17 protein-coding genes are annotated in these 23023 nt (G+C 60.0%); 7 read left to right on the plus strand and 10 right to left on the minus strand.

From position 1 onward, the window contains the following. Window positions 1-19: 19 nt before the first annotated feature. Genes MJQ68_RS14430 through MJQ68_RS14440 form a run of 3 tightly spaced genes read left to right on the plus strand, consistent with a single transcriptional unit; the run spans window position 20 to window position 1444 of the window. Window positions 20-784, plus strand: a complete 765-nt coding sequence (locus MJQ68_RS14430; RefSeq protein ID WP_238751838.1) for a sulfite exporter TauE/SafE family protein — start codon at window positions 20-22, stop codon at window positions 782-784. Continuing rightward, on the plus strand, window positions 781-1017 hold the full coding sequence (locus MJQ68_RS14435) for a MoaD/ThiS family protein (protein WP_238751839.1): 237 nt from the start codon (window positions 781-783) through the stop codon (window positions 1015-1017). Before MJQ68_RS14430 ends, MJQ68_RS14435 begins: the two co-directional genes overlap by 4 nt. 10 nt (window positions 1018-1027) lie before the next feature. After that, a complete protein-coding gene (locus MJQ68_RS14440; RefSeq protein ID WP_238751840.1) occupies window positions 1028-1444 on the plus strand; it encodes a molybdenum cofactor biosynthesis protein MoaE in 417 nt (138 codons plus the stop codon). A 44-nt stretch (window positions 1445-1488) separates the two neighbouring features. Here MJQ68_RS14440 and MJQ68_RS14445 read toward each other — a convergent pair whose 3' ends face one another. From MJQ68_RS14445 to MJQ68_RS14465, 5 genes are all read right to left on the minus strand, one after another. Beyond that, complete coding sequence (locus tag MJQ68_RS14445; protein WP_238751841.1) at window positions 1489-2517, minus strand: HesA/MoeB/ThiF family protein; 1029 nt, start codon at window positions 2515-2517, stop codon at window positions 1489-1491. Next, a complete protein-coding gene (moaC, locus tag MJQ68_RS14450; protein WP_238751842.1) occupies window positions 2501-2980 on the minus strand; it encodes a cyclic pyranopterin monophosphate synthase MoaC in 480 nt (159 codons plus the stop codon). Before moaC ends, MJQ68_RS14445 begins: the two co-directional genes overlap by 17 nt. Window positions 2981-2992: 12 nt before the next feature. Then, window positions 2993-3967, minus strand: a complete 975-nt coding sequence (gene moaA / locus MJQ68_RS14455; RefSeq protein WP_238751843.1) for a GTP 3',8-cyclase MoaA — start codon at window positions 3965-3967, stop codon at window positions 2993-2995. Between the two features lie 70 nt (window positions 3968-4037). Continuing rightward, window positions 4038-6728: a valine--tRNA ligase gene (locus MJQ68_RS14460; RefSeq protein ID WP_238751844.1), complete on the minus strand. Its 2691-nt coding sequence runs from the start codon at window positions 6726-6728 to the stop codon at window positions 4038-4040. Between the two features lie 84 nt (window positions 6729-6812). Further along, on the minus strand, window positions 6813-7991 hold the full coding sequence (locus MJQ68_RS14465; RefSeq protein WP_238751845.1) for a trans-sulfuration enzyme family protein: 1179 nt from the start codon (window positions 7989-7991) through the stop codon (window positions 6813-6815). Window positions 7992-8113: 122 nt separating this feature from the next. Here MJQ68_RS14465 and MJQ68_RS14470 point away from each other — a divergent pair, with 122 nt between their 5' ends. Together MJQ68_RS14470 and MJQ68_RS14475 are read left to right on the plus strand one after the other, a co-directional pair. Beyond that, window positions 8114-9166: an RluA family pseudouridine synthase gene (locus tag MJQ68_RS14470; RefSeq protein WP_238751846.1), complete on the plus strand. Its 1053-nt coding sequence runs from the start codon at window positions 8114-8116 to the stop codon at window positions 9164-9166. Next, window positions 9163-9666 carry a DUF1415 family protein gene (locus MJQ68_RS14475; RefSeq protein WP_238751847.1) on the plus strand — a complete coding sequence of 168 codons (504 nt, stop codon included), beginning with the start codon at window positions 9163-9165 and terminating at the stop codon, window positions 9664-9666. The genes MJQ68_RS14470 and MJQ68_RS14475 overlap by 4 nt, the downstream gene beginning before the upstream one ends. Before the next feature lie 2 nt (window positions 9667-9668). Here MJQ68_RS14475 and MJQ68_RS14480 read toward each other — a convergent pair whose 3' ends face one another. Next, complete coding sequence (locus MJQ68_RS14480) at window positions 9669-11063, minus strand: T9SS type A sorting domain-containing protein (RefSeq protein ID WP_238751848.1); 1395 nt, start codon at window positions 11061-11063, stop codon at window positions 9669-9671. Window positions 11064-11205: 142 nt separating this feature from the next. Next, a complete protein-coding gene (locus MJQ68_RS14485; protein ID WP_238751849.1) occupies window positions 11206-14034 on the minus strand; it encodes a Kelch repeat-containing protein in 2829 nt (942 codons plus the stop codon). 211 nt (window positions 14035-14245) lie between these two features. On the opposite strand from MJQ68_RS14485, the gene MJQ68_RS14490 reads away from it, so the two are divergent. Then, window positions 14246-15274, plus strand: coding sequence for an acyl-CoA reductase (locus MJQ68_RS14490; RefSeq protein WP_238751850.1), 1029 nt, complete (start codon window positions 14246-14248; stop codon window positions 15272-15274). Here the strand turns inward: MJQ68_RS14490 and MJQ68_RS14495 are convergent. After that, on the minus strand, window positions 15261-17870 hold the full coding sequence (locus MJQ68_RS14495; RefSeq protein WP_238751851.1) for a Kelch repeat-containing protein: 2610 nt from the start codon (window positions 17868-17870) through the stop codon (window positions 15261-15263). The genes MJQ68_RS14490 and MJQ68_RS14495 overlap by 14 nt on opposite strands. A gap of 204 nt (window positions 17871-18074) precedes the next feature. On the opposite strand from MJQ68_RS14495, the gene acs reads away from it, so the two are divergent. Further along, complete coding sequence (gene acs / locus MJQ68_RS14500) at window positions 18075-19991, plus strand: acetate--CoA ligase (protein ID WP_238751852.1); 1917 nt, start codon at window positions 18075-18077, stop codon at window positions 19989-19991. 13 nt (window positions 19992-20004) lie between these two features. On the opposite strand, the gene pruA is transcribed toward acs, so the two are convergent. Beyond that, window positions 20005-21633 (minus strand): L-glutamate gamma-semialdehyde dehydrogenase, encoded by a 1629-nt coding sequence (gene pruA, locus MJQ68_RS14505; protein ID WP_238751853.1) that lies wholly within the window; start codon window positions 21631-21633, stop codon window positions 20005-20007. Between the two features lie 49 nt (window positions 21634-21682). Next, window positions 21683-22915: a M14 family zinc carboxypeptidase gene (locus MJQ68_RS14510; protein WP_238751854.1), complete on the minus strand. Its 1233-nt coding sequence runs from the start codon at window positions 22913-22915 to the stop codon at window positions 21683-21685. Window positions 22916-23023 lie beyond the last annotated feature (108 nt).

Raw genomic sequence — 23023 nt, forward strand, 5'->3', positions numbered from 1 at the left:
CCCAAAGTTTATCACCGCCATGGAATATGTCTGGCTCTGCGGGGCATTCTTCGCCGTGGCGCTGCTCTACTCCGCGGCGGGCTTCGGCGGTGGCAGTAGCTACCTGGCCCTACTGGCCCTGGCCGGACTCCCCCCCGGCACCATCCGTCCCATCGCCCTGATCTGCAACCTGGCCGTGACCGGCGGGGCTTCTTACTCCTTCGCCCGAGCCGGCGTCACGCCCTGGCGCAAAGCCCTTCCCCTGATCCTCGCCAGTATGCCGGCCGCCTTCGTAGGTGGTCGGGTACAGCTACCGCGCGAGCAGTACCTGCTGGCACTCGGTGCGCTCCTGATCCTGGCGGGACTACTGATGCTACTGCGCCGCACACCTTCTGAAGCGGAATCTGCGCTGAGTCACCGGGGCGGGGCCGCAGGTGCGGTACTGGTCGGGGCGGCCGTGGGCTTCGTTTCTGGGGTGGTGGGGATCGGGGGCGGCATATTCCTGAGTCCGCTATTGTTCCTGAGCCGGTGGGCGTCGGCGCGCGCCATTGCTGCTACTACTAGTTTGTTCATCGCCCTCAATTCCGCAGCCGGCCTGGCCGGTCAGCTGAGCGTGGGGATGATCTTGGATTATCCCCTCACCCTGCTACTTGTGCTGTCGGTGATCGGGGGAGGCTACCTGGGTACCCGCCTGACGCTGCGCCGCCTAACACCTTCCGCCATTCGCAGGCTGGCGGCCGGACTCATCCTTTTGGTCGGTCTGCGGTTAGTATGGTCTAACTGGTCCGTAGTACTAAGCTTATGAAGATCGCCTGTTTTGGAGTCGCGCGTGAGATCGCCGGTGGCCCCTCCCTCCGTCTGCCGGATATTGAGGGCAGCACCGTAGCAGAGCTGCGGCAGAAGCTTATCACAGCCTATCCGGCCTTCGGAGGATTAGTCAGCTTCGCCATCGCCCGCAACGAAGCCTATGCCCTGGACGGCGATCGCATTGAAGCGGGTGATGAACTTGTTATCATTCCCCCCGTAAGCGGTGGATAGCGCTATACCCATGATCGACATCGCCCTGCGTGCTACCCCCCTCGACCTCACGGAATGTTCCCAATTCGTGAGCCACCCGTCCTGCGGCGGCCTCTGCTTTTTCGTCGGTACGATCCGCGATCTTAACCTCGGCCAGACCGTAACTCATCTGGAGTTCGACACCTATGACGTTATGGCCCTCAAGGAGATGCATAAGATAGCCGAAACGGCCCGCGAACAGTTCGGATTACATGCCGTGGCGCTACATCACCGCAAAGGGGAGCTCACGATCGGCGAGGTGGCGGTGATCGTAGCCGTGAGTAGCGTGCACCGTGCCCCGGCCTTCGCCGGCTGTGAATTTGTGATCGATGAGCTGAAGAAGACCGTCCCGATCTGGAAGAAGGAATTTCGGGCCGATGGTAGCCACTGGCTGGCGGCTAGGCCCTAGCAGACGCGCTCACTGTCACTGCATCTGAAGTAGCTCAGTTGCCGCTACAACGCCTTTATACCCCCCTTCAGACTGTACACCTGCAGCTCCGGACGGGTCTTGCGCAACTGAGCGGCCAGGACTAGGCTGAGCTTGCCGGAGTTGCAGTACAGCAAGTATGGTTCTCCATCCCGCATCTGCGAAAGGCTATCACCGAGTGGATCGCGCGTATCGAGCCGAACCACCCCCTCGGGCAGCGTGGGCTCGCGCTCTTCGGAGAGCATACTGAATACCGTAGTGTAACCTACCGGCGTCAGGCTTTCAGCCACGACCTCCAGATCAGCGCGGGTGCGGCTGCCCCGGCTTGGGGCGGGCAGGGTGATCTCACCCTCGTATGACTTTTGTAGCCGAACACGGTGCTGCGAGTTGTCCAGCGCATTGTACGTCAGCAATTGGTCGATGGGGGGATTACCGATCTGGAGCAGATAACACAGCGCTGCGTTAGCCTGAAGCATGGCTACGATGCCTACCGCAGTGGGGAGCACGCCGGCGGTTGCGCAGTCCGGCAGACTGGGATCGGGCTCGGGATACACATCCCGTAAATGGACGCCCCCGGCTCGGTTCTCGAATACGGCGAGGTAACCCGCAAATCCCTGAGCGGCGGCATACACCAGCGGGAGTTGAAGTAGCACGCAGGCGTCGTTTATCAGGTGCTTGGTCCTAGCGTCATCCGTACAGTCCAGGACCAGGTCGCCCCCCCGGAGCCGCGAGCGTACGTTAGCTTCGTCTAGCGGCTTGTCGTGGGTCTGGATCTTGACCGTCGGATTAAGACGGCGGAGGTGATCGGCCAGTTGTTGGACTTTAGTGCCCGGCCGGTCGGTGCTGTAGAAGACCTGCCGGTGTAGGTTACTGAGCTCGGGGGTATCGCCGTCGATCAGGCGAATCGTGCCTACACCCGCAGCCGCCAGGTAGGCAGCGGCCGGACTGCCGAGTCCGCCGCAGCCCACAATAACTACCCGGGCGACGGTGAGCCGGGCCTGTCCCTCCTCACCTACTCCATCCAGAATGGTCTGCCGACTATACCGCTGGTCCATCGAAATCACTTTTACCGCCCCGCTTACGGACTAGCCGAAGATCCTCGATGCAGATCGCGTGCGACATGGCCTTACACATATCGTAGACCGTAAGCGCGGCAACACTCGCTCCGTGAAGCGCTTCCATCTCGACCCCCGTCTTTCCCTCCGTCGTCACCGTACAACTGATGTACATACTCCGGTCGTCCTGCGCCTCTACGGTCACGCTACAGCCCTGAATCGGGAGGGGGTGACACAGCGGAATCACGGCCCAGGTCTGCTTGACGGCCATAGTGGCAGCGATGATGGCCGTCTGGGTCACGGACCCTTTCTTGGTCGCGAAGTCGCCAGCTACCAGCGCTTGCATGATCTCGGTGCCCAGGACCACCCGTGCCTCGGCGGTAGCCGTCCGCTTGGTGACGGACTTATCGCTGACATCGACCATCGCGGGCCGACCCGCTTCGTCTAGGTGGGTAAGGGGCATAGGGTAAGTAGATTAACCGCCGATACTGGTCATACTGGCAAAGATATTCCCCTGCTGCTCGTGGCGCTCGGTATCGTGACCAGTAGCATACTTGCCGTATACAAATGCCTGAATGAGCTCGGTGAGTTCGTCGCGGGGGATGCCGGCCCGCAGTAGCGGCAGCAGCTCCAGACCCTTGGTCGAGTACAGGCAGTTGAGCATAGTTCCCTTTGGAGTGAGGCGAAGGCGGTTGCAGCTACCACACAGGCTACGGCTATAGGCGGGTATGATCCCTACCCTACCCCGGGCGCCCGGCAGGCGGAAGGTCACCGCGCTGCCCTCCTGCTCATGCGACTGTTCCAGATCAGGATGAGCGGCGCGAATACGGTCGAGCATGGCCTGGTACGACAGGAAAACATCGTGGTTGCCATCATCGTCGTTAAAGGGCATCGCCTCGATGAAGCGTACATCCAGCGCATTATCTCGGGTGAGGGCTACAAAATCGAGTAATTCGTCATCGTTCTGTCCGCGCATGACTACCACGTTGACCTTCACGTAATAGTCCCGTTCCAGCAGCAGATCCAGCGCGCGCCGGGTGCCGCCGTACTCGTCCCGGCGGGTGATGGCGAAGAAGCGATCCGGGCGCAGGGTATCCAGGCTCAGATTGAAACGGGTGAGGCCGGCGGCCGTCAGTTCGTCGAGGTACTTGGGTAGCAGGATACCGTTGGTGGTCATCGCCAGCTTCGGGAACCGCTCACCTAGTCCGCGTACCAGCACCGGAAGATCGCGGCGTACGAGTGGCTCGCCGCCCGTCAGGCGCACCTTCGTCACGCCCTGTTCGGCCAGCACATCGGCTAAAAATAAGATCTCATCGTAGGTCAGCAGCGCATCGCGCGGCGCAAAGTCGATACCCTCGGCTGGCATGCAGTAGCGACACCGCAGGTTGCAGCGGTCGGTCACCCCCAGCCGGAGGTAGGTAAGTTGGCGGCCGTGTTGGTCGATGAGCATCGTAGAGGATACACTGTCCGGACGGGATAGTTACTAAACTACCCCACCGGACGCTCATCCCACGCGCAGATCAAAGTAATTTTTCCAGACTCTCGATCTTGGCTGTGGCATCGGCCTGCTTGCGGCGCTCGAGCTCCACCACCGCATCGGGGGCGTTGGCTACGAAGCGTTCGTTGCCGAGTTTTTTCTCTACGGACTGTAGGAAGCCCCGTAGCCGCGTGAGTTCTTCCTCGGTCTTGGCCCGCTCGGCGTCCAGATCTACCGGCTCGTTGAGCAGGAGGTAGGCCGTATCACTGCCAATCAGGAAGGGCAGTCCGTTGGAGGGAGCTTCGTCGACCAGATCAACGCCGGCCAGGTTGCCCGCTTTCTGGAGGAATTCCTTTGCACCTGCGTTCGCGCCCAGGAGGGATTCGGTGTGGGCGCTGCGCTTGAGTACCAGCTGTAGCATGTCGCCGTGGGATACGCCTCGCTGATTGCGGATGTCGCGGACGTTGGTGATCGTCTCCTGAAGCTGTGCAAACAACTTAAGTATGGCGGGGTCGGCCGGTGCGGCGGTAGGCCAGCGGCTGGCGATACAGTCTTTGCCCTTTCCACGCTCGCGTAGCTGGTGCCAAACCTCTTCGGTGATGAAGGGCAGGTAGGGGTGCAGCAGGATCATCATGCGCTCGAAAACGGAAATGGCGGCGTCATATGTGGTCCGGCTGATCGTGCTGTCCGTAGGCTTGATAGCCTCCAGGTACCAGCTGCAGTAGTCGGACCAGATGAGGCGGTACAGCGTCACCATGGCCTCGCTGAGGCGGTACTCCTGCATGAGGCGATTTACCTCGGTGATGGTCTGGTTGAGCTTGGCTTCGATCCAGCGCGTGGCCAGGGCGGCGGCGGGATCGGCCTGGCGGTCGGCTACTTCGAATGACTGGATGAGACGATTGGCATTGAAGATCTTGTTGCAGAACTTGCGGCCCTGCTCGCAGAGCTGGCTCTCGTTGAGCACCTTACCGTCCTGGATCGGTGCGTCGAATACGATATCGTTGCCGGCCGCGGCGCTGGAGAGCATACCGTAGCGCACGCCGTCGGCCCCGTAGGTCTGGAGTAGCTCCATGGCATCGGGGCTATTGCCCAGGGACTTGGACATTTTGCGGCGTTTCTCGTCGCGCACCATACCCGTGAAGTACACATCGCGGAAGGGCACCCGACCGTGCTCCCTGACGAAGTCCGCCCCCAGCAGGTCCTCGCTAAACTCGTTGCCGGCCATGATCATACGGGCTACCCAGAAGAACATGATGTCCCAGCCGGTGACCAGGTCGTTGGTAGGATAGTAGTAGGCCAGCTCCGTCTTATCCTCCCCGAAGCCGTCGAAGACGGACATGGGCCAGAGCCAGCTGCTGAACCAGGTATCGAGTACGTCGTCGTCCTGCTGCAGTGCGCTGGCGTCCAGACCGGGATGGTTTATCCTAGCCTGCTCCAGCGCCTGCTCGGCGGTCTCGGCCACGTATACCTCATCGCCGTGGTACCAGGCGGGGATACGCTGGCCCCACCAGAGCTGTCGGCTGATGCACCAGTCGCGCACGTTATCCGGCTCCAGCCAGGAGCGGTACATATTGACCATACCTTCCGGGTGGAAGCGGATGTCACCACCCGTAACGGTCTCCAGGGCTTCTGCTGCAGTATCCTTCATCTTCATGAACCACTGCAGGGTCAGGCGGGGCTCCACCACGGCGTTGGTGCGCTCGCTGCGGCCGATCTTGGTACGGTACTGCTTGATCTCCAGTAGGTCGCCGCTGGCCTTCAACTGTTTGATGACTTCCACGCGGCCGTCGAAGCGGTCCATACCTACGGCCACCTGGGCCAGCTCGTTGAGCTTACCATCGGCGGTGAGGATATCGATCACCTCCAGCCCATACTTCTCGCCCAGGGCGTAGTCGTTGACGTCGTGGGCGGGGGTGATCTTCAGTGCTCCGGTACCGAATTCTGGATCGACGTAGTCGTCCGGTATGATGGGGACGACACGGTTCACCAGCGGTACGATCACGTTGCGGCCGTGGTACTGCTGGTAGCGCTCATCGTCAGGATGCACGGCCAGCGCGGTATCGGCCATGATGGTCTCCGGCCGGCTGGTGGCGATGGTGATGTACTGATCATCGGTGCCCTCCACTCGGTAGCGCACATGGTAGAGGTTGCCGTTCTCTTCGGTGTGGACGACCTCTTCGTTGCTCAGTACGGTCTGGGCCTCGGGATCCCAGTTAGTCATGCGCAGTCCGCGGTACAGCTTGCCCGCACGGTGCAACTTGACGAACACCTTAATCACCGCATCGTAGAGGGCCGGCTCCATAGTGAAGCGGGTGCGCGACCAGTCGCAACTGGCTCCTAACGAACGGAGTTGCTGTAGAATGACACCGCCGTATTCCTCCTTCCAGGCGAAGGCGTGCTTCAGGAATTCCTCTCTGCCGATATCGGACTTCTTGATGCCCTGCTCGCGCAGTTTCTTGACCACCTTAGCCTCAGTTGCAATGCTGGCATGGTCGGTGCCGGGAACCCAGCAGGCGTTCTTGCCGTCTAGCCTCGCTTTGCGGACCAGGATGTCCTGCACAGTGATGTTGAGCATGTGCCCCATGTGCAGCTGTCCGGTCACATTGGGGGGCGGAATGACCAGGGTATAGGGCTCGCGCTCGTCCGGCACGCTGCGGAAGTAGTCGTGCTCCATCCAGTGGGCGTACCATTTGGATTCGACCCGTTGGCTGTTGTAGGATTCTTTGGCGGACATGTCTATCGGTTGGGGACCGGCAAAGATAGGTCAGCGGGGCGGTCCCCGATGAGGCCGAGGTGGTGAAGGCGGGCTTACCTGGTCTCAGCCGATAGCCTGCTCGAGGTCGCCCAGGATATCGCAGACGGCCTCGATGCCGACGCTTACGCGTACCAGCTCATCCTTGATGCCGTATGTCATCCGCTGCTCCCGGGGGATCCCCCGGTGGCTCATCGTAGCGGGGTGTAGCACGAGAGTGTCCACGTCGCCGAGCGTCGGCGTGAGCGTGCAGAACTTGAGCCGATTCATAAAGGCCATAGCGGCATCTAACCCGCCGGCTACCTCGAAGCTCAGCATACCACCGTGCATGGACATTTGCTTGCGGATGGTACCGCAGTCCGTATGCCCCGCTAGTCCGGGGTAGTGCACGGCGGCTACCTTCGAATGGTTGCAAAGGTAACTGGCTACTTGCTGCGCATTCTCACAGTGGCGTTCCATCCGGATCGCTAATGTCTTCAGTCCGTTGAGCACCATCCAGGCATCCCAGGGGTTTCCCGACCCACCGAATAACCGGTAGGTAGGCAGGAAGCGCTGCATAAGCGCCTCGTCGTGGCAGACAATGGCACCGGCGACCCCGGTGCCGTGTCCGTTCAGGTACTTCGTCGTGCTGTGCACGACCACGTCCGCCCCCAGCCGGAGCGGCTGCTGTATGATCGGCGTAGCGAAGGTATTATCCACTACCACCAGGGCACCGTAGTGGTGGGCCAGGTCAGATAGGTACTCCAGGTCCGTACAGCGCAACAGGGGATTAGAGGGCGTCTCCACGTAGACCACGCAGATGTCGGCGCAGTCCGCCAGGCAGTCCTCGATCTTCTCCGTATTGCGCAGATCGGTAGTTATCCGTCGGATGCCGCGGCTACTGAGGTCGTCCAGCAAGCTACTGGTGCCTCCGTACAGGTCGCCCTGCGTGAGTACCGTTCCCCCACCCTCACATAGTGACAGAAGTACCGTAGCGATGGCGGCCATTCCGCTGCTACAGAATAGGCCGTAGCATGGTTTGTCCATACCAAATCCCTCCAGGGCGGCAATCTTCTCGGCTGCCGCATCGATGGTCGGATTACCGAAACGCCCGTACACGTGACCGGCTTCCTTACCGTCAAAGATGTCCATGCCCTGCTCGATCGAGCCGAATACAAAGCTGGAAGCCGCTACGAGCGGTACCTGGTGGGGAGGGTTGTAGTGGTTGACCTTGGGGTCCCGTACCACCAGACTCGATAATTTCATAGTGCAACTGACTAGCGATCTCCCGGTCACCTTGCCGGACTATTGCACCGGGGGTGACGGAGGATCTTACACTACCTGAGTCCGACCCTATTGTAAAGGTAACACTTAACTACCTTTGCACCATGGAAGATGTGGAGGAGGACGAAACACTGTACGAGGTGCAGGAAATACGGGTGGATCCGAAGCAATCACCCGTCCGGATCGATAAATTCCTGACCGATAAACTGGCCCGCGTAAGCCGCAACCGTATCCAGAATGGCATCCGTGATGGCTCCATCCTGGTAGACGGTGCGTCCGTCAAGCCCAACCACAAACTCTCCCCGGGCGAGTTGATCAGTCTGGTCATCCCTACCCATCCGGGTAAGGACGCCGGACTCCTGCCGCAGGACATCCCCCTGGACATCCGCTACGAGGACGACGCGCTGATGATCGTGCACAAACCACCGGGCATGGTCGTCCACCCCGGCGTAGGCAACCCCTCGGGCACCCTGGTGAATGCACTGGCCTACTACCTCAAACAGGAGGACATCCCGGTGCTGCCGGGCAACGACCGGGACCGGGTAGGACTAGTACACCGGATCGACAAGGACACCTCCGGTCTACTCGTGATCGCCAAGACCGACCAGGCCATGGCCTCGCTGGCCCGGCAGTTCTTCGACCACAGCATCGAGCGCACCTATCAGGCGATCGTCTGGGGATCACCCGACCCATCCGACGGCACCATCGAGGGCAACATCGGACGCCATCCCCGCATCCGCCAGAACTACACGGTGTTCCCCCCCGACGAAGGAGGAAAGCACGCCGTAACGCACTACCGGACCCTGGAAGATCTCTACTATGTCAGCCTCTGCGAACTGCGGCTCGAGACGGGGCGCACCCACCAGATCCGCGTACACATGAAGTCGGCCGGCAATCCGGTGTTTCAGGACAGTAAGTACGGTGGCGACCGCATCGTGAAGGGCACCGTGTACTCCAAATTTAAGACCTTTGTTGAGCGCTGCTTCGAGCTATGTCCGCGGCAGGCACTCCACGCCAAGAGCATCGGATTCATCCACCCCACCACCGGGGAGCACGTACAGTTCGACTCCGAGCTTCCGGACGACATGCAGGCCGCCCTGAACCGCTGGCGCACCTACGTAGGTCACCGCCGGCTCACCAACTCGCTGGGAGAGTGAGCCCCTCGCAACGTACCCTACAGTGGGTAGAAGACTTCGTGATCAAACTTCAGCTCTGTCCGTTCGCGGCGCGTCCACACCGTGAGCAGCGCGTCGTATGTATAGCGTGTACGCTACCGGATGTCCCTTCCGCCTTCTACTGGGCGGGCGCGCAGGTGCAGCAGTTCGTACAGCAGGATGCGGTGGACGTCGAGACTACACTACTGGTCTTCACCGAGGTGCTTAGTGAGTTCGAAGCCTTCCTGGATTTCATCGAGGAAATACAGTTGCTCTTAGACGAGAGCGGTGGTAGCGAGCTGGTACAGCTCGCGCACTTCCATCCACACTATGTGTTTGCGGAGCAGCCTGCGGACGATCCGGCCAATGCGACCAACCGGTCCCCCTACCCGACCCTGCAGTTACTGCGGGTAGCGCAGGTGGCGAAGGCCGTAGCAGCGTATCCCGATCCGGAAAAGATTCCGGAGCGAAATGCTACGCTGCTACGGCAACGCAAGGTTTAAGCCTACTGCTTTACGAAGGGACGACTGCTCACGCCCAGATCGGACGTGAGGAGCACCCGGTACAGTCCGGGCGAGAGGTCCTGCACGGACACCTCTATATTGAGGTAGCCCGCAGTGTTAGAAAATACCTGCTGCGAAAGCACCCGTCCGGTCATATCTACGATGTGCAGTAGTACCTGCCCCCTGACGGCGGGCGAGTTAAACTGCACGTTTAGCCGGCTGCTGGCGGGGTTAGGGAACAGGCTGAGCTGACTCTGTAGATCGAGTGGCGCACGCACGGGCGTCAGGGCGTTTACCGCACAGTTGAGGGCTACCTTACCGAAGCCGGTGGGGGCGATAGTGTCCTGCCGCAGGTGAATTTTATCGAGTTGCGTACCGGCTTCGCGCTTGGCTACGTATAGCGTGTGCTGACCGGCCGTGAGGTCTACGGTCACCGTATCGCCAGTGTTGTTGACCTGCTTCCACTCGAAGTCATCGGCTAGCAGGGCGCCGCCACCGAGCTCATTGCTGAAATCGATCCAGTCGTTGTCGTCTACTTTGACGTAGAAGGAATTTTTGCCGACGTCTGGCGTAGCCATGAGGAAGTACATGTAGTACGTACCGTCCTGATCGACGTCGATGGTATACTCGATCTGTCCCGGCTCACCGACGGCGGTAGGAATACCGATACTGCTGGGCTGCTTGCCCTCGAAGTATCCGCTATTACTGGTACGCGTGTCGTTGCGGTAGATGAAGCCAGTAGAGTCGGGCACGCCGCACTCCGCCTCGATCCACACCTCACCGGCACAGTCTTCGGGGAAACGCTCGCAGTCATTGCTCATCTCGCAGTTGACTACATCGGTGTCAGCTCCCTGGGGGGCGGACCGTAGGGAGGAGACGTAGATCTTATCCAGCCGGGTATTCGATTCTCGGTAGGCGAAGTCGATCGTGTTGGTACCGGCGTCCAGGAAGAACGGACTGCCCTGTACTTCCCGCCAGATCCACTGACCTTCGAACCGCAGGCGGCTAAACCACTTGACCCATTCGCCGTCGTTTACGCGTACCCAGTAGGAGTCTTCCGAAGGGTTATTGGCGAGCACGCGGGCCCAGAGCTTGAAGGAATCGCGCTCCTGTACACTCACGGTGAAGGTGACTTTATTAGCAGCCACATCCTCCGGAGGGCTATCGAGCGAGCTCAGACCGGGCTGTACGACCACGAAGAAGGTGTCGGAGGCCAGACTATCGGATTGCTTGCGCCAGTTCGCACCGACGGCCGCGCATTCCGCCTCCATATAGACAGCGAAGGGGAGTGTCGAAGTAGGCTCCGGAGCCTGGGCGAATGCCGATGTGGTGAAAGCGGAGAAGAAGAGTAGTACGCAACAGACACGTACGGTAAGGGTGGGTAGTAGTCGGTTCATGTGTCGGATTTGGTGTTGGGGTATAGTATTCTGCTATTGCAGAAATTTCCGCCAAAGTACTCCTTATGCTAGATATCCGATGTCATCTTAACACTCTATAACGCCAAGTTGCCGATATTCTGTGCTTTTACTACCCTGTCCGTTAGCTTCCTTTCACAAATGTCCGGACGATACGCTGCTGCTCATCTCCTAAGCGGACGGCCAGCCGATACATACCTGCTGGAAGCAGGCTGACGTCCAGGCGCTCCGTCCATTCGGTACTCGTAGACTGGTACTCACGCTGCGTGATGGTTCTGCCGTGAACGTCTACTATCCGGATGGCTACGGTTCCGATCTGCTCAGCTACCAGGCGTACTGTCAGCGTCTGCCCGACCGGATTGGGGAACAAACTCAGCACGGGGGCTTCGCTCGCGGCCGATCCGAAGGCGGCTACGCCGGTTTGAGCGGCAAGGCTTGCGCTGCTGTTCTGCGCGGCCCGGTTGCAATCGGACGCACCGTCAAGGGCATTTTCCGGTTGTACTTCCTCTGGCTGTAGCACTACCTTATCCAGGCCGGTTCCACTTTCGCGGTTGGCTACCTCGAGGGTATGACTTCCCGCTGCGAGGGTCAGGGTTACCGTATTGAGATCGTCCGTCAGACGGCGCCACTCAAAGCCGGAGGTCAGCATATTTTTGCCGGTGGTTTCCCGCCAGAATTTCATCCAGTCTCCCCCGTCGATACGTACCCACATGGAGTTGTTAGCATTGGTAGGGGCATCGAGCCGGAAGTACGGATAGTAGGTTCCCGCCGTAGGTACATCAAGCTTGAAGGTGAGCACGCTGGTCGCACTTGCGCCGGGCATTGCGTAGGAACTCGCACCAACGGCAACCTGATAGGCGGTACCGGCGCGATTTGTTTTCACCAACTGCCAGGCACCCGTTGCCGTGGCACACTCCGCTTCGGCAAGCACTGCAGTTACGCAGTCCGCAGTGGCACAGGGATCAGGGGTCGGCTCGGGTTGTGGCTCGGGGGGTACATCGCCCTCATCTTCCCACTCGCAGTCAGCTAACTCAGGTCCCAAACCGGTAGGTAGGGAATTAGACGTGCTCAGTGAGATCTTATCGATCTTCAGGCCGTTCTCGCGGTAGGTGATGTCTATAGCTACAGGACCTGCAGCTAGAAGGAATTCCTCCGCGCCGTAACGCCGCCAGTCGAAGGGGCCCTTTGTTTGTAGTCCGTTGCCCCAGTTGATCCAGCTACCACCGTTGACCCGAAAGTAGAATGAGTCATCCAGGTTGGTAGATGCTGCCACGCGGGCGAACAGTTGGTATACCCCCGCCTCCGGAACGGTGATGGTCACCCGCACCTGATTGTCCGCCACGTCAGCGGGCAGTGCGGTCTTGGAGGTCTTGCCCGTAGCGGGCGTAAGGTATGCGGAACCCGAAGCCGACTCATCGACGACGATGTCCCAGGAACTGCCTACCTGTGCGCACTCCAGCTCAGCCGCTAGGTGTGCTGGCGTAGGCTCCTCGGGGCCACTGGGTGGTTCCGGCGCTTCCGGCGCGACAGGTTCATCGGGTGACTCATCACCAGCAGGTGATTCCTGTACGGTAACGGTGATACGAAGCTCCGCCGCCTCGTAGCCGGCGGCAGTAGCGCGCAGGGGATAGCTATACGTACCGGCAGCGAGCTGACTGGTATCCACCGAGACCGTTACTTCAGCAAAAGATTCCCGCGCGGTGCCGCTGGTACGGTTGACCCTTACCCAATCCGGCAAGGCCGATGCATCGATCCGGTAGATCACTTCGTCCTCCGCGCTGTAGTTGACCAACAGAGCAGTGAGGTTACTGGTGGTGGAGGCATTGACGTTAAATGTAGCCGGGTAAAAACCGAGGTCCTGCTCGGTATTCTTGCCGAAATAGGTAGCACGCACATCCCGGGCGGGTACATTGACGGCGATTTCACCGCCGACCATGACGTAGAGCACTTCGTCGTGTACCCGGGCACCGGGAGCGATGAGCCGCAGGGGCAGCTCGAGGTCGTCACGTACACGCCAGCGGTCTTCCTCCGGCGTGTACTCCCACACCTCGTCGCTGCGTTCCGCCTGGCCGCCCAACGAATAGATCTTCTTATTGTAGGTGAATGTGCTCGGCTCGGTGTGCGACTGTACATCCGGCAGGTCCGCCAGACGGGTCCATTTATCGGTCAGCGGATCGTAAACGTGTACCAGTCGCATGTTCTTCCCCTTGAGGCAACCGTCATGACCGTACTGACCGCCCACGGCGTACAGCTTACCGCCAAGCACCGTAGTACCGAAATGGTTACGGGCGTTTGGCATGGGGGAGCTATCCGTGTAGTCCTGCCAGCCCGCCCTGGGGTTATCCAAGTCATATACCCAGTGGTCATCAGCATCGCACTGTGCTAAGGCATCAAACCCACCTACCCAGTGTAGCTTGCGACCGAGCCGGGCCAGTCCGCCGGCTCCCCGTGGGGCAGGCAGGGCGGGTCCCTTCGACCAACTGTCGGCAGATATATCGTAGAGGTATACCGCGGAGGTGACCTTACCGGGGTGACTGCCGATGCGGCCGCCTACGATCCAGACCACGTCATCGACCAGGGCGATACCGACGTGGGTGGCAGCAATTTCTTCCCCATCGGGTCCCAGGGGGTGGGGAGCCAGTGGGGTCCAGGTATCGGTAGTCGGATTATACTTCTCGTTGTTGGACTGCAGGAGCAGTCCGCTATCGAAACCGTTGAAGTGGTAAAACTCCCCCCGGTAGGTGATTATTTGTCCTTCGGCACGGAGGTGCTTGGAGGAGGTCCGCTTTTCCCATCCATCGGCAGCAAGCTGCGCCCGATCACCTATGGGGACAACCCCCCAAGCGCTTTCGGTATTCCCATGCCCAGCGGTCTGAGCAACTAATGGTGAGGTGGTGAGTACTCCAAATAGTAGGAGTAGAAACAAATGTTCCTTACGTAAAATAGTAGCCATAATACAGTGTGTTCCAGTCTAGCGTGTCGTCGCGGTAAAAGTACCTACAATGTATCGGCGGACGATTATTAAATAATGCTATTTCAGCGGCTCAGGGCAATACGCTCGAACTCCGTCGGGTGGATTGGTTATACGCTATGCCAGCTAAGGTGTTAGCGGGCGGATTTGTTCGGCCTCAACCAGCTAGAACTGCCAAATAAATCAGAGATTAATGACTGACAATCAAAGAATTAATGCCCTAGTCCAGTTGGGCAATCACCTAAAACGTGCTCCGGATGAATTTCTGATCGCCCTGCAGAAGCGCACCGAATTTCACAACGCTTGGTTCACCCCGGCCTTCCAACAGCGCGCCTTGGAGCAGTTGGCAGACAGTCTATTGAATGAAAATTCGCTACAAAAGTGGCTCGCGCGGTACACCCTCACCGCACCGGCGGCCCCGCCCCCTACTACCGTGGGCCTGGTGCTGGCGGGAAACATCCCACTGGTCGGACTCCATGACGTGCTCAGCGTCTTCCTGGCCGGCCACCGGGCCCAGATCAAGCCGAGCAGCAAGGATCCCTACGTACTGCCCTACCTCATCAAACTACTGGCCGGTATCGATCCGGCTACGGCAGATTACTTCCAGCTGGTGAGTCAATTGCGCCACTTCGACGCCATCATCGCTACGGGTAGCAACAACAGTGCCCGCTACTTCGAGTCTTACTTCGGCAAGTACCCCCACATCATCCGCCACAACCGCAACGGGGTAGCCTTACTGACGGGCCGGGAAAGCGCCGAAGAGCTGCACCGGCTGGGCGATGATGTATTCGCCTACTACGGCCTGGGCTGCCGTAACGTGTCCAAACTCTACGTGCCCCGCGGCTACGACTTCACGCCCCTGCTGGAAGCCTTCCACGACTGGAAGCACTACCAGAACCACGTGAAGTGGAAGAATAATTTCGACTACAACTTCGCGCTACTGACCCTCAATAAGGAGCCGTTCTACCATAATGGCGCCATCATCCTGCGCGAGTCGCCCGAGATCGCTAGCCACATCGCCGGCCTGTACTATAGCTACTACGACAGCATCGGGGCGGGGACGCAGGTGCTACGGGACCAGCAGGAGCACATTCAGCTCGTCGTAGCGCAGCCAGGTGTACTCGACCTACCCACCCTCGATTTTGGCCAGGCGCAGCAACCGGGGCCCGACGACTATGCAGACGGAGTAGATACGATGCAGTTTCTAACTACCGCGCTATAACCACCGTACGGTGCCAGTGGCCCTCCGCGCCGCGTAGCTTAAGGAGGTACACGCCTGCCGGCAGGCCGGACACTTCCAGCCGCCCCGTCAGTACCTCTCCTTCCTTACGGTAGTCCCGTCGCTGTACCCTGCTGCCGTTTAGGTCGACCAGGTCCAGGGTAAGGCTACCCTCGCCCTCATCCTGAAGGGTAAAGCTGATCTCGTTGAGAGCTGGATTGGGATAGACCGCCAACGCATTAGCCTGGGTAGCAGGACCACTAGCAGCAGTTTGCTGAGATAAAGCAGACTGCGTCTCAGCGCTGCAGTTAGTGGCAAGTCCACCACCTCCGCTAGGTGGCGGTCCGCTGGCGGAGAGGTAGATCTTGTCGAGTCGTGTACCGGCCTCCCGATTGGCTACGGTGATCGTATGTGCTCCGGCGGATAGCTGGAGATCCAGCGCGCGACCATCATCGTTGACACGCACCCATTCGAAGCCCTTGGTGAGCAGATTCTGACCGTTGGGTAACTTCCAAAACTTGATCCACGGTCCGTTGTCTACCCGGACCCAGAAAGAATTTTTTCCATTGTCGATGGCATCGAGCCTGAAGTACAGCGGGTAGGCACCCGCCCGGTCCAGCGTGACCCAATAGCGGAGGGCGTGCGAAGGATTATTCGCGGCGGGTGCGGTAAACTGGTGGTTTCCGAAATAGGCAACATACCCATCTCCGGAGCTACCGCTGTGACTACGTTGGTACCAGCCTGCGGGTTGATCGGTACATTCTGCTTCCAACCACACGGTATGGCAACCATCGGGACTAGGTCTGGGCCGGTTACAGCTTGCATCTACGCCGCCCAGGTCGGACGGAAAGTGACTGGTAGAGGACAGCAGGATCTTATCTAGTTCCAGCCCGTCTTCCCGGTAGGCGATGTCGAGGGTAGCGCGACCGGCGGGCAGGTAGGATGGACCGGTTGGTGCCCTACGCCAATCAAACCCATTGCCGTAGGTTGTCAGGCCACTAGACCAGCGCACCCAACTCCCGCCGTTGAAGCGATAATAGAACGAGTCATCCGCCGTGGTAGGGGCCTTGATCCGGCTGAAGAACTGGTAGTGATCGGCACGGGGCAGGTCGAAGTCGAAGGTCACAAGATTAGCAGCTGTAGGGGCCGGCGCCCCGGCGGTGCTATTCAGGCCGGGTCTGATGTGTACCGCCGCTCCGGCGGAGGCATCGGCTTGTTTTTTGAGCACCCAATTGCCGCCTACGGTAGCACACTCCGCTTCCCGGAAAGCGCGGTACGGGTTGGTGGTGGTTCCATCCCGGCCTACCGTAAAGGAGACCTCCAGCTTCGCCTGAGCATATCCGATGGCCGTAGCCCGCAGGGTATACCGATAGCTCCCGGGGGTGAGTCCGCTAGGGTCTACGCTTATGCCAAGTTCAGCGAAGGACTCCCGGGCCCGGCCGGTCTTATGGTCGACGGACAGCCAGGGGGGTAGGTCATCAGTTTGTACGGTATAGACGACTTCTTCCTCTGCGGAGTGGTTGGCTAGTATCACTTCGGTCGTACTGCGTACGCGACCGTCGACCGGCAGGCGTGCTGGATGAAATACCAGGCGACGGTTCCGGTTGGGCAGGAAGTTGCGGACCCGGGTAGTGGCTCTGGCCTGGTTGACGGCAACTTCCCCACCGGTCACCACTACCAGGTTACCCTCGAATACCCGGGCACCGGGGGCGATGAGGCGTAGAGGTAAGGTGTACTCAGGCAGCGTGCGCCACGTATTAGTCGCCGGATCGTATTCGGCTACTTTGGCACTTTCGGCACCCTGCCCTCCCAGGGAGTAAATCTTCCCGTTGTAGGCAAAGGTGCTGGGCTCGATGTGCGACTGAACGTACGGGAAGTCAGCCAGCCGCTCCCAGCTATCGGTGTGGGGGTCGTAGGCATGGACGACCCTGAGGTTCTTGCCTTTTTCACAGCCTTGGTGGCCGTGCTGTCCGGCTATCGTGAAGAGCTTACCTCCCAATGTGACGGCGCCGAAGTGATTGCGGGCTTCCGGCATGGGGGAAGTGCCGCTGTAGTCCTGCCACCCGAGATCGGGCCGATCCAGGTCGTAGACCCAGTGATCGGCTACATCGCAGGCCGCTCGTTCGTCGAAGCCTCCTACGTAGTGCAATTTGCGTCCCAGCCGCGCCAGGCCGCCACCGCCGCGACGGGCGGGAAGCGGTGGCCCCGGTTGCCATCGGTCGCGGGGTATGTCGTAGATCCATACTTCATTCGTCGTTCGGTAGCCGGGGTTGCCCGACCGTCCGCCGAGTAGCCAAACCGTATCGTCCACCAGGGCCACACCGGTGTGGGTGTAGCCCCCAAAGGAGCCGTCGGCACGGCGGGGGATAGGACTTATGGTACGGTAGGTATTGGTTGCCGGGTCGTACTCCTCGTCACGCTCCAGAAAGCGCGTACCCGTAGTGAAGCCGTTGAACAGGTAGTACTTGCCGCGGTACGTGACCAGTTGCCCCTCCGCACGCGGGTACGTGGCTGCACCGATGTTAGTCCAGCGCGGAAAGTCACCCGCCGCAGACGTTTGGCCGTAGCCTGTGAACGGGAATACTATAATAGCAGACAAGACAAGGTAGATAAATCGTAGCGTAGTGGTTAATGTCATGGGTCAGAGGTTCGAGGGGACTGATCTACCCTACGGGTATTCAATCCTCCTTCTATAGGTGATTGAGACTGAATTAGTCAAATTTAGCGAATCATGATTATTCGCCGCATTTGGATCTCACATTTAACATACCATCCTATCTTGGCCTATAACCAGTACCAAGACATGTCCGAGCCCAGCCTACCCCTGCAGATCACAAGCTTCCAAGAGTACCAACAGGTATACGATCGCAGCATCGCGGATCCCGAAGCCTTCTGGGCGGAGCAGGCCGAGACCTTTCACTGGCACAAACCGTGGGACCGCGTACTGGATTGGAACTTCACCGACCCCCGCGTCGAGTGGTTTCAGGGGGGCAGCCTCAACATCACGGAGAACTGCCTGGATCGACACCTCACGACGCGGGGCGATCAGACGGCCATCCTCTTTGAACCCAACGAGCCGGGAGATCCGGAAGTAAAGCTGTCCTATACCGAACTACACACCGCTGTCTGCCGGGTCAGCAACGCACTGCGCGCACTCGGCATCGGTAAGGGCGACCGCGTGTGTTTCTACATGCCCATGGTACCGGAGCTGGCCGTCAGCGTGCTGGCCTGTGCCCGGATCGGCGCGATTCACTCCGTAGTATTTGCCGGCTTCAGCGCGCAGGCCCTGGCTGACCGGGTCAATGACGCGGATTGCGCTCTGATCATCTGCTCCGACTACAACCGCCGGGGGGCTAAGAACATCGCCGTAAAGGATGTGGTAGACGATGCGATCGCACTGGGCTGTCCGAGCGTGCGTCACGTACTGGTACACCGCAATACCGGGGAGGCCGTAAAGTGGAATGAGAATCTAGACCGCTGGTACCACGAGGAGGTAGACGGACAGCCTGCCAGCTGCGCCGCCGAGGTGATGCAGGCCGAGGACGTGCTGTTCATTCTATACACGTCAGGCAGCACCGGCAAACCGAAGGGCGTGGTACATACCTGCGGCGGCTACATGGTGTACACCGCCTTTAGCTTTCTCAACGTCTTTCAGTATCAGCCGGGCGATGTCTACTGGTGCACGGCCGATATCGGCTGGATCACCGGACACAGTTATATCCTGTACGGTCCGCTGCTGTGTGGTGCTACCACGCTGATGTTCGAGGGAGTACCCACGTACCCCGACGCCAGTAGGTTCTGGCAAGTTTGCGCCAAACACAAAGTCAATCAGTTTTACACCGCACCCACCGCGATCCGGGCGCTCATGGCCCGCGGTAATCGCTTCGTGGATGGTCACGACCTGAGCGACCTAAAGGTGATCGGATCAGTCGGTGAGCCCATCAACGAAGAGGCCTGGGAGTGGTACCACGAGCACGTCGGAAAGGGTCGGGTACCCATTGTCGATACCTGGTGGCAGACCGAGACCGGTGGCATGATGATCTCCGGACTCGGCGGACTGAGCCCCCAGAAGGCCACCTTTGCGGGCTATCCCCTGCCCGGTGTCCAGATGGCGCTGATAGATAAGAACAGCGGCGAAGAAGTATCGGGGAATCCGGCCAGCGGCTTACTCTGCGTGAAATTTCCCTGGCCAAGTATCCTGCGTACGACCTGGGGGGATCACGAGCGCTGCCGCACCACCTACTTCACGACCGTACCGGGCATGTACTTTACCGGAGACGGCGCCCGCCGGGATGCGGACGGGATGTACCGCATTATCGGACGGGTCGATGATGTAATCAACGTAAGTGGTCACCGCCTGGGCACCGCCGAAGTCGAGAACGCCATCAACGAGCACGCTCAGGTGGTAGAGTCTGCCGTAGTGGGCTACCCCCACGACATCAAGGGGCAGGGCATCTATGCCTACGTGATCGTAGCGGACGGCGTACCCGCCGGCGACACCCTACGGGAAGAGATCGTGGCGATGGTACGTCAGGAGATCGGTCCTATTGCCAAGCCCGACAAGATCCAGTTCGTCGACGAGCTACCCAAGACCCGCTCGGGAAAGATCATGCGCCGCATACTCCGTAAGGTCGCGTCAGGAGATACCGGAGCGCTGGGAGATACCTCTACCCTACTTAACCCGGAGGCGGTAGAGTCGGTCATTGCAGGAGTCGTGTAGCCGCCCCGGCCTGCTAGTCGAGAAAGGGGTAGCGGTGGTCGACGGGGGGTGCGAAGTTCTCCTTGATGAGGCGGGGGCTGATCCAGCGTTGCAGATTCAGGGCACTTCCGGCCTTGTCGTTCGTACCCGATGCGCGGGCACCGCCGAAAGGCTGCTGCCCGACTACGGCTCCGGTCGGCTTATCGTTGATGTAGAAGTTACCGGCGGCGTTGCGCAGCGCCTTGCTGGCCTGCTCGATGACGTGGCGGTCCGTAGCGAATACTGCTCCGGTAAGGGAGTAGGGAGAGGTACCGTCTACTAGTTCCAGGGTAGCTTCCCAGTCGGCATCCTCGTACACGTAGATGGTGATGACCGGACCGAACAGTTCCTCTTCCATCGTAGCGGAGTGCGGATCCTTGGTAAGCAGGATCGTAGGCTCGATAAAGTAGCCTTCGGACTTATCGTACCCGCCACCAGCGATGACCTCGACCTGGGGGTTTTCCTTGGCCGCGTCGATGTAGCCCGCAATGCGGTCAAAAGCCCGCTCGTCGATGACGGCGTTAACGAAATTGCCGAACTCCTCCACGGTACCCATCTTCAGGGAGGCGGTCTTTTCGAGGCTCAGGCGTTTGATCTCAGGCCAGAGGCTGGCGGGTACGTAGGCACGGCTTGCCGCTGAACACTTCTGTCCCTGAAATTCGAAGGCGCCGCGGACGATAGCTACCGCCACCTGCTCCGGGAAGGCCGAGCCGTGGGCGACAATAAAGTCCTTACCGCCGGTCTCGCCGACAATGCGGGGATAGGTCTTGTAGGTGCTGATGTTCTGTCCGATCTCGCGCCACAGCTCCTGGAACACCTTCGTGCTACCCGTGAAATGCAGTCCGGCAAAGTCGGGGTGCTTGAAGACGATGTCTCCTACCTCGGGGCCGTCCGTGTAGATCAGGTTGATCACACCCTTGGGTAGTCCGGCGGCTTCAAAGAGCTCCATGATGACTACGGCGGAATAGATCTGCGTTTCGGCCGGCTTCCACACTACGGTGTTGCCACAGAGGGCCGGGGCGGCGGGCAGGTTACCTGCGATACTCGTGAAGTTGAAGGGCGTGATGGCCAGGATAAAGCCTTCCAGCGCGCGGTACTCCAGGCGGTTCCAGATCCCGGGGGGAGAGTGCAGGGGCTGCTCGCGGTAGATCTCCTGTAGGAAGTAGGCATTGAAGCGGAAAAAATCGCACAGCTCAGCCACCGCGTCGATCTCTGACTGGTAGGCGTTCTTGCTTTGTCCCAGCATAGTGGCTGCATTCATCCGGGCGCGGAACGGGCCGGCCAGCAGATCAGCGGCGCGCATGAATACGGCGGCACGTTGCTGCCACGGCAGGGCCTCCCAGCTGGGCTTGGCCGTCAGGGCGGCATCGATGGCACGGTGTACGTGCTCCTGTGTGCCCCGGAAGAAATGACCGAGCTCGAAGCTGGTCTCGTGGGGAGGATGCACCGTGACCCGCTCGCCCTCCGTAATGCGCTCGCCGTTGATGAAGGCAGGAAGTTCCTGAGCATTCGCCTTAGCGTCCTTCAGGGCCTGCTGCAAGTCCCTGCGTTCTGCGCTACCGGGGGCGTAGCTGAGCACGGGTTCATTGTACGGAATGGCGATGTTAAAGATGGCGTCGGACATGGTGGATTGGCTAGGGTAAACAGAATCTTGAGCCGCGAAGGTAGCCAACCTACTTTTTGCGGGCCGGTACTGCGTCCGTCACCCGTTCCAGGGCTACCCGCACGTACCGCCGCTGCTTGTTTTCCAGACTCACGATCAGGGTGCGTTTACGGTAGCCCGGCGCACTGACCTGCAGGCGGTAGGTGCCGGGTGCGAGGTAGCGATAGAAATCACCGGACTGCAGACTACTGTACACCGAGGACTGCATTTCGTCGTGACCCGGTATGGTGATGTGCGCCCGGACGGGCCGTCCGGTGAGCCGATCCGTGACCATGCCATGGATGCCATACGTGGCCTCGAGTAAGTAGCCCAGCAAAGCACCACGCAGGGAAGTCCAAAGCAAGGGTAGTTCCTTCGCGGGCAGTCGCTTAGCCGTAGTGATCTCTACCGTTGCTTCGCGCGTACGGTGGTAATAGTTCATATAGTCCTGCCGGGAGCCGGCGATGGGGTACCAGTCGTGGCCATTGGTGACGCCATTACTCCGGTCCTTGAAGTAGGTACCGTCGGGACTATCGTGCTGCGCGCGCTGGGCGAACTCGCGGCTCACCTTACGCCACCAATCGGTATCCGGATGCCGGGTGCGAAAGGTATCCCAGGGGTAGTTGAACAGCTCGGCCCCGCCGTGAAAGTTGATCGCCAGGTCGAAGGCGCGCTGCTCGGCCGCACGCATAAAGATGCGGGTTTCGGCCTGGTGCACGTTGCCGTCCGGGTAGCGGCCGTCGTCGGGATCGGGGTAGTTGCGATTCAGGTCCACGCCGTTGGCGTTGCCGCGGCGGGCACCGGCCAGGGTGTGGTTGCCGCCGGCAAACGCTCCGTCGGGGTTGGCCAGGGGATTGATGTATACAATGGCCTGCCGCAGTAAGTCGTGCTCGTCATTGCGCAGCAGGTCTTCCGCCAGGCGCAGCAGTACCCAGTAGCCGGCCAGTTCATCGCCATGCATCGCCGCGGTACACAGCACCCGCGGCCGCGGCCAGTCAGTGTGAATGCCCTGCGTGAGGCGCAGCGTCAGGATGCGACGACCGGAGGACAGTGTGCCCCAGACCTCTACGCGGCAGCGATCGGGGTAGCGGCGGGCCAGCTCGAACAACAGGTCTTCGTAGGCACCGTACGTCGGATAAGCAGCCTCGGGAACGATCCGACCACGTGTGGGGGGCCGCTGATCGTACGTCTGTAGTGCATCCTGGGCGCCCACCGGGCCGGGCCCGCTGACCCATATGATGACTAGCATGACGATCCACTTCACAACCGTAAGGTACCACCGGAACCACAAATTGTTTAAGGATGGGGCCTACGGGGCAATGCTACGGACTAAGTCCGCAGATGTTACCTTAACCGCCCTTACCCCCGTCAC

The organism is Neolewinella maritima, assembly GCF_923081025.1.
GTDB lineage: Bacteria > Bacteroidota > Bacteroidia > Chitinophagales > Saprospiraceae > Neolewinella > Neolewinella maritima.

What these genes read in the sequence shown, in the direction of transcription:
- MJQ68_RS14480 (WP_238751848.1), bottom strand. Translation starts at nt 11,063, where the DNA reads ATGAACCGACTACTACCCACCCTTACCGTACGTGTCTGTTGCGTACTA.
- MJQ68_RS14470 (WP_238751846.1), top strand. Translation starts at nt 8,114, where the DNA reads ATGGAAGATGTGGAGGAGGACGAAACACTGTACGAGGTGCAGGAAATA.
- MJQ68_RS14430 (WP_238751838.1), top strand. Translation starts at nt 20, where the DNA reads ATGGAATATGTCTGGCTCTGCGGGGCATTCTTCGCCGTGGCGCTGCTC.
- moaA (WP_238751843.1), bottom strand. Translation starts at nt 3,967, where the DNA reads ATGCTCATCGACCAACACGGCCGCCAACTTACCTACCTCCGGCTGGGG.
- moaC (WP_238751842.1), bottom strand. Translation starts at nt 2,980, where the DNA reads ATGCCCCTTACCCACCTAGACGAAGCGGGTCGGCCCGCGATGGTCGAT.
- pruA (WP_238751853.1), bottom strand. Translation starts at nt 21,633, where the DNA reads ATGTCCGACGCCATCTTTAACATCGCCATTCCGTACAATGAACCCGTG.
- MJQ68_RS14485 (WP_238751849.1), bottom strand. Translation starts at nt 14,034, where the DNA reads ATGGCTACTATTTTACGTAAGGAACATTTGTTTCTACTCCTACTATTT.
- MJQ68_RS14460 (WP_238751844.1), bottom strand. Translation starts at nt 6,728, where the DNA reads ATGTCCGCCAAAGAATCCTACAACAGCCAACGGGTCGAATCCAAATGG.
- MJQ68_RS14490 (WP_238751850.1), top strand. Translation starts at nt 14,246, where the DNA reads ATGACTGACAATCAAAGAATTAATGCCCTAGTCCAGTTGGGCAATCAC.
- MJQ68_RS14440 (WP_238751840.1), top strand. Translation starts at nt 1,028, where the DNA reads ATGATCGACATCGCCCTGCGTGCTACCCCCCTCGACCTCACGGAATGT.
- MJQ68_RS14445 (WP_238751841.1), bottom strand. Translation starts at nt 2,517, where the DNA reads ATGGACCAGCGGTATAGTCGGCAGACCATTCTGGATGGAGTAGGTGAG.
- acs (WP_238751852.1), top strand. Translation starts at nt 18,075, where the DNA reads ATGTCCGAGCCCAGCCTACCCCTGCAGATCACAAGCTTCCAAGAGTAC.
- MJQ68_RS14465 (WP_238751845.1), bottom strand. Translation starts at nt 7,991, where the DNA reads ATGAAATTATCGAGTCTGGTGGTACGGGACCCCAAGGTCAACCACTAC.
- MJQ68_RS14435 (WP_238751839.1), top strand. Translation starts at nt 781, where the DNA reads ATGAAGATCGCCTGTTTTGGAGTCGCGCGTGAGATCGCCGGTGGCCCC.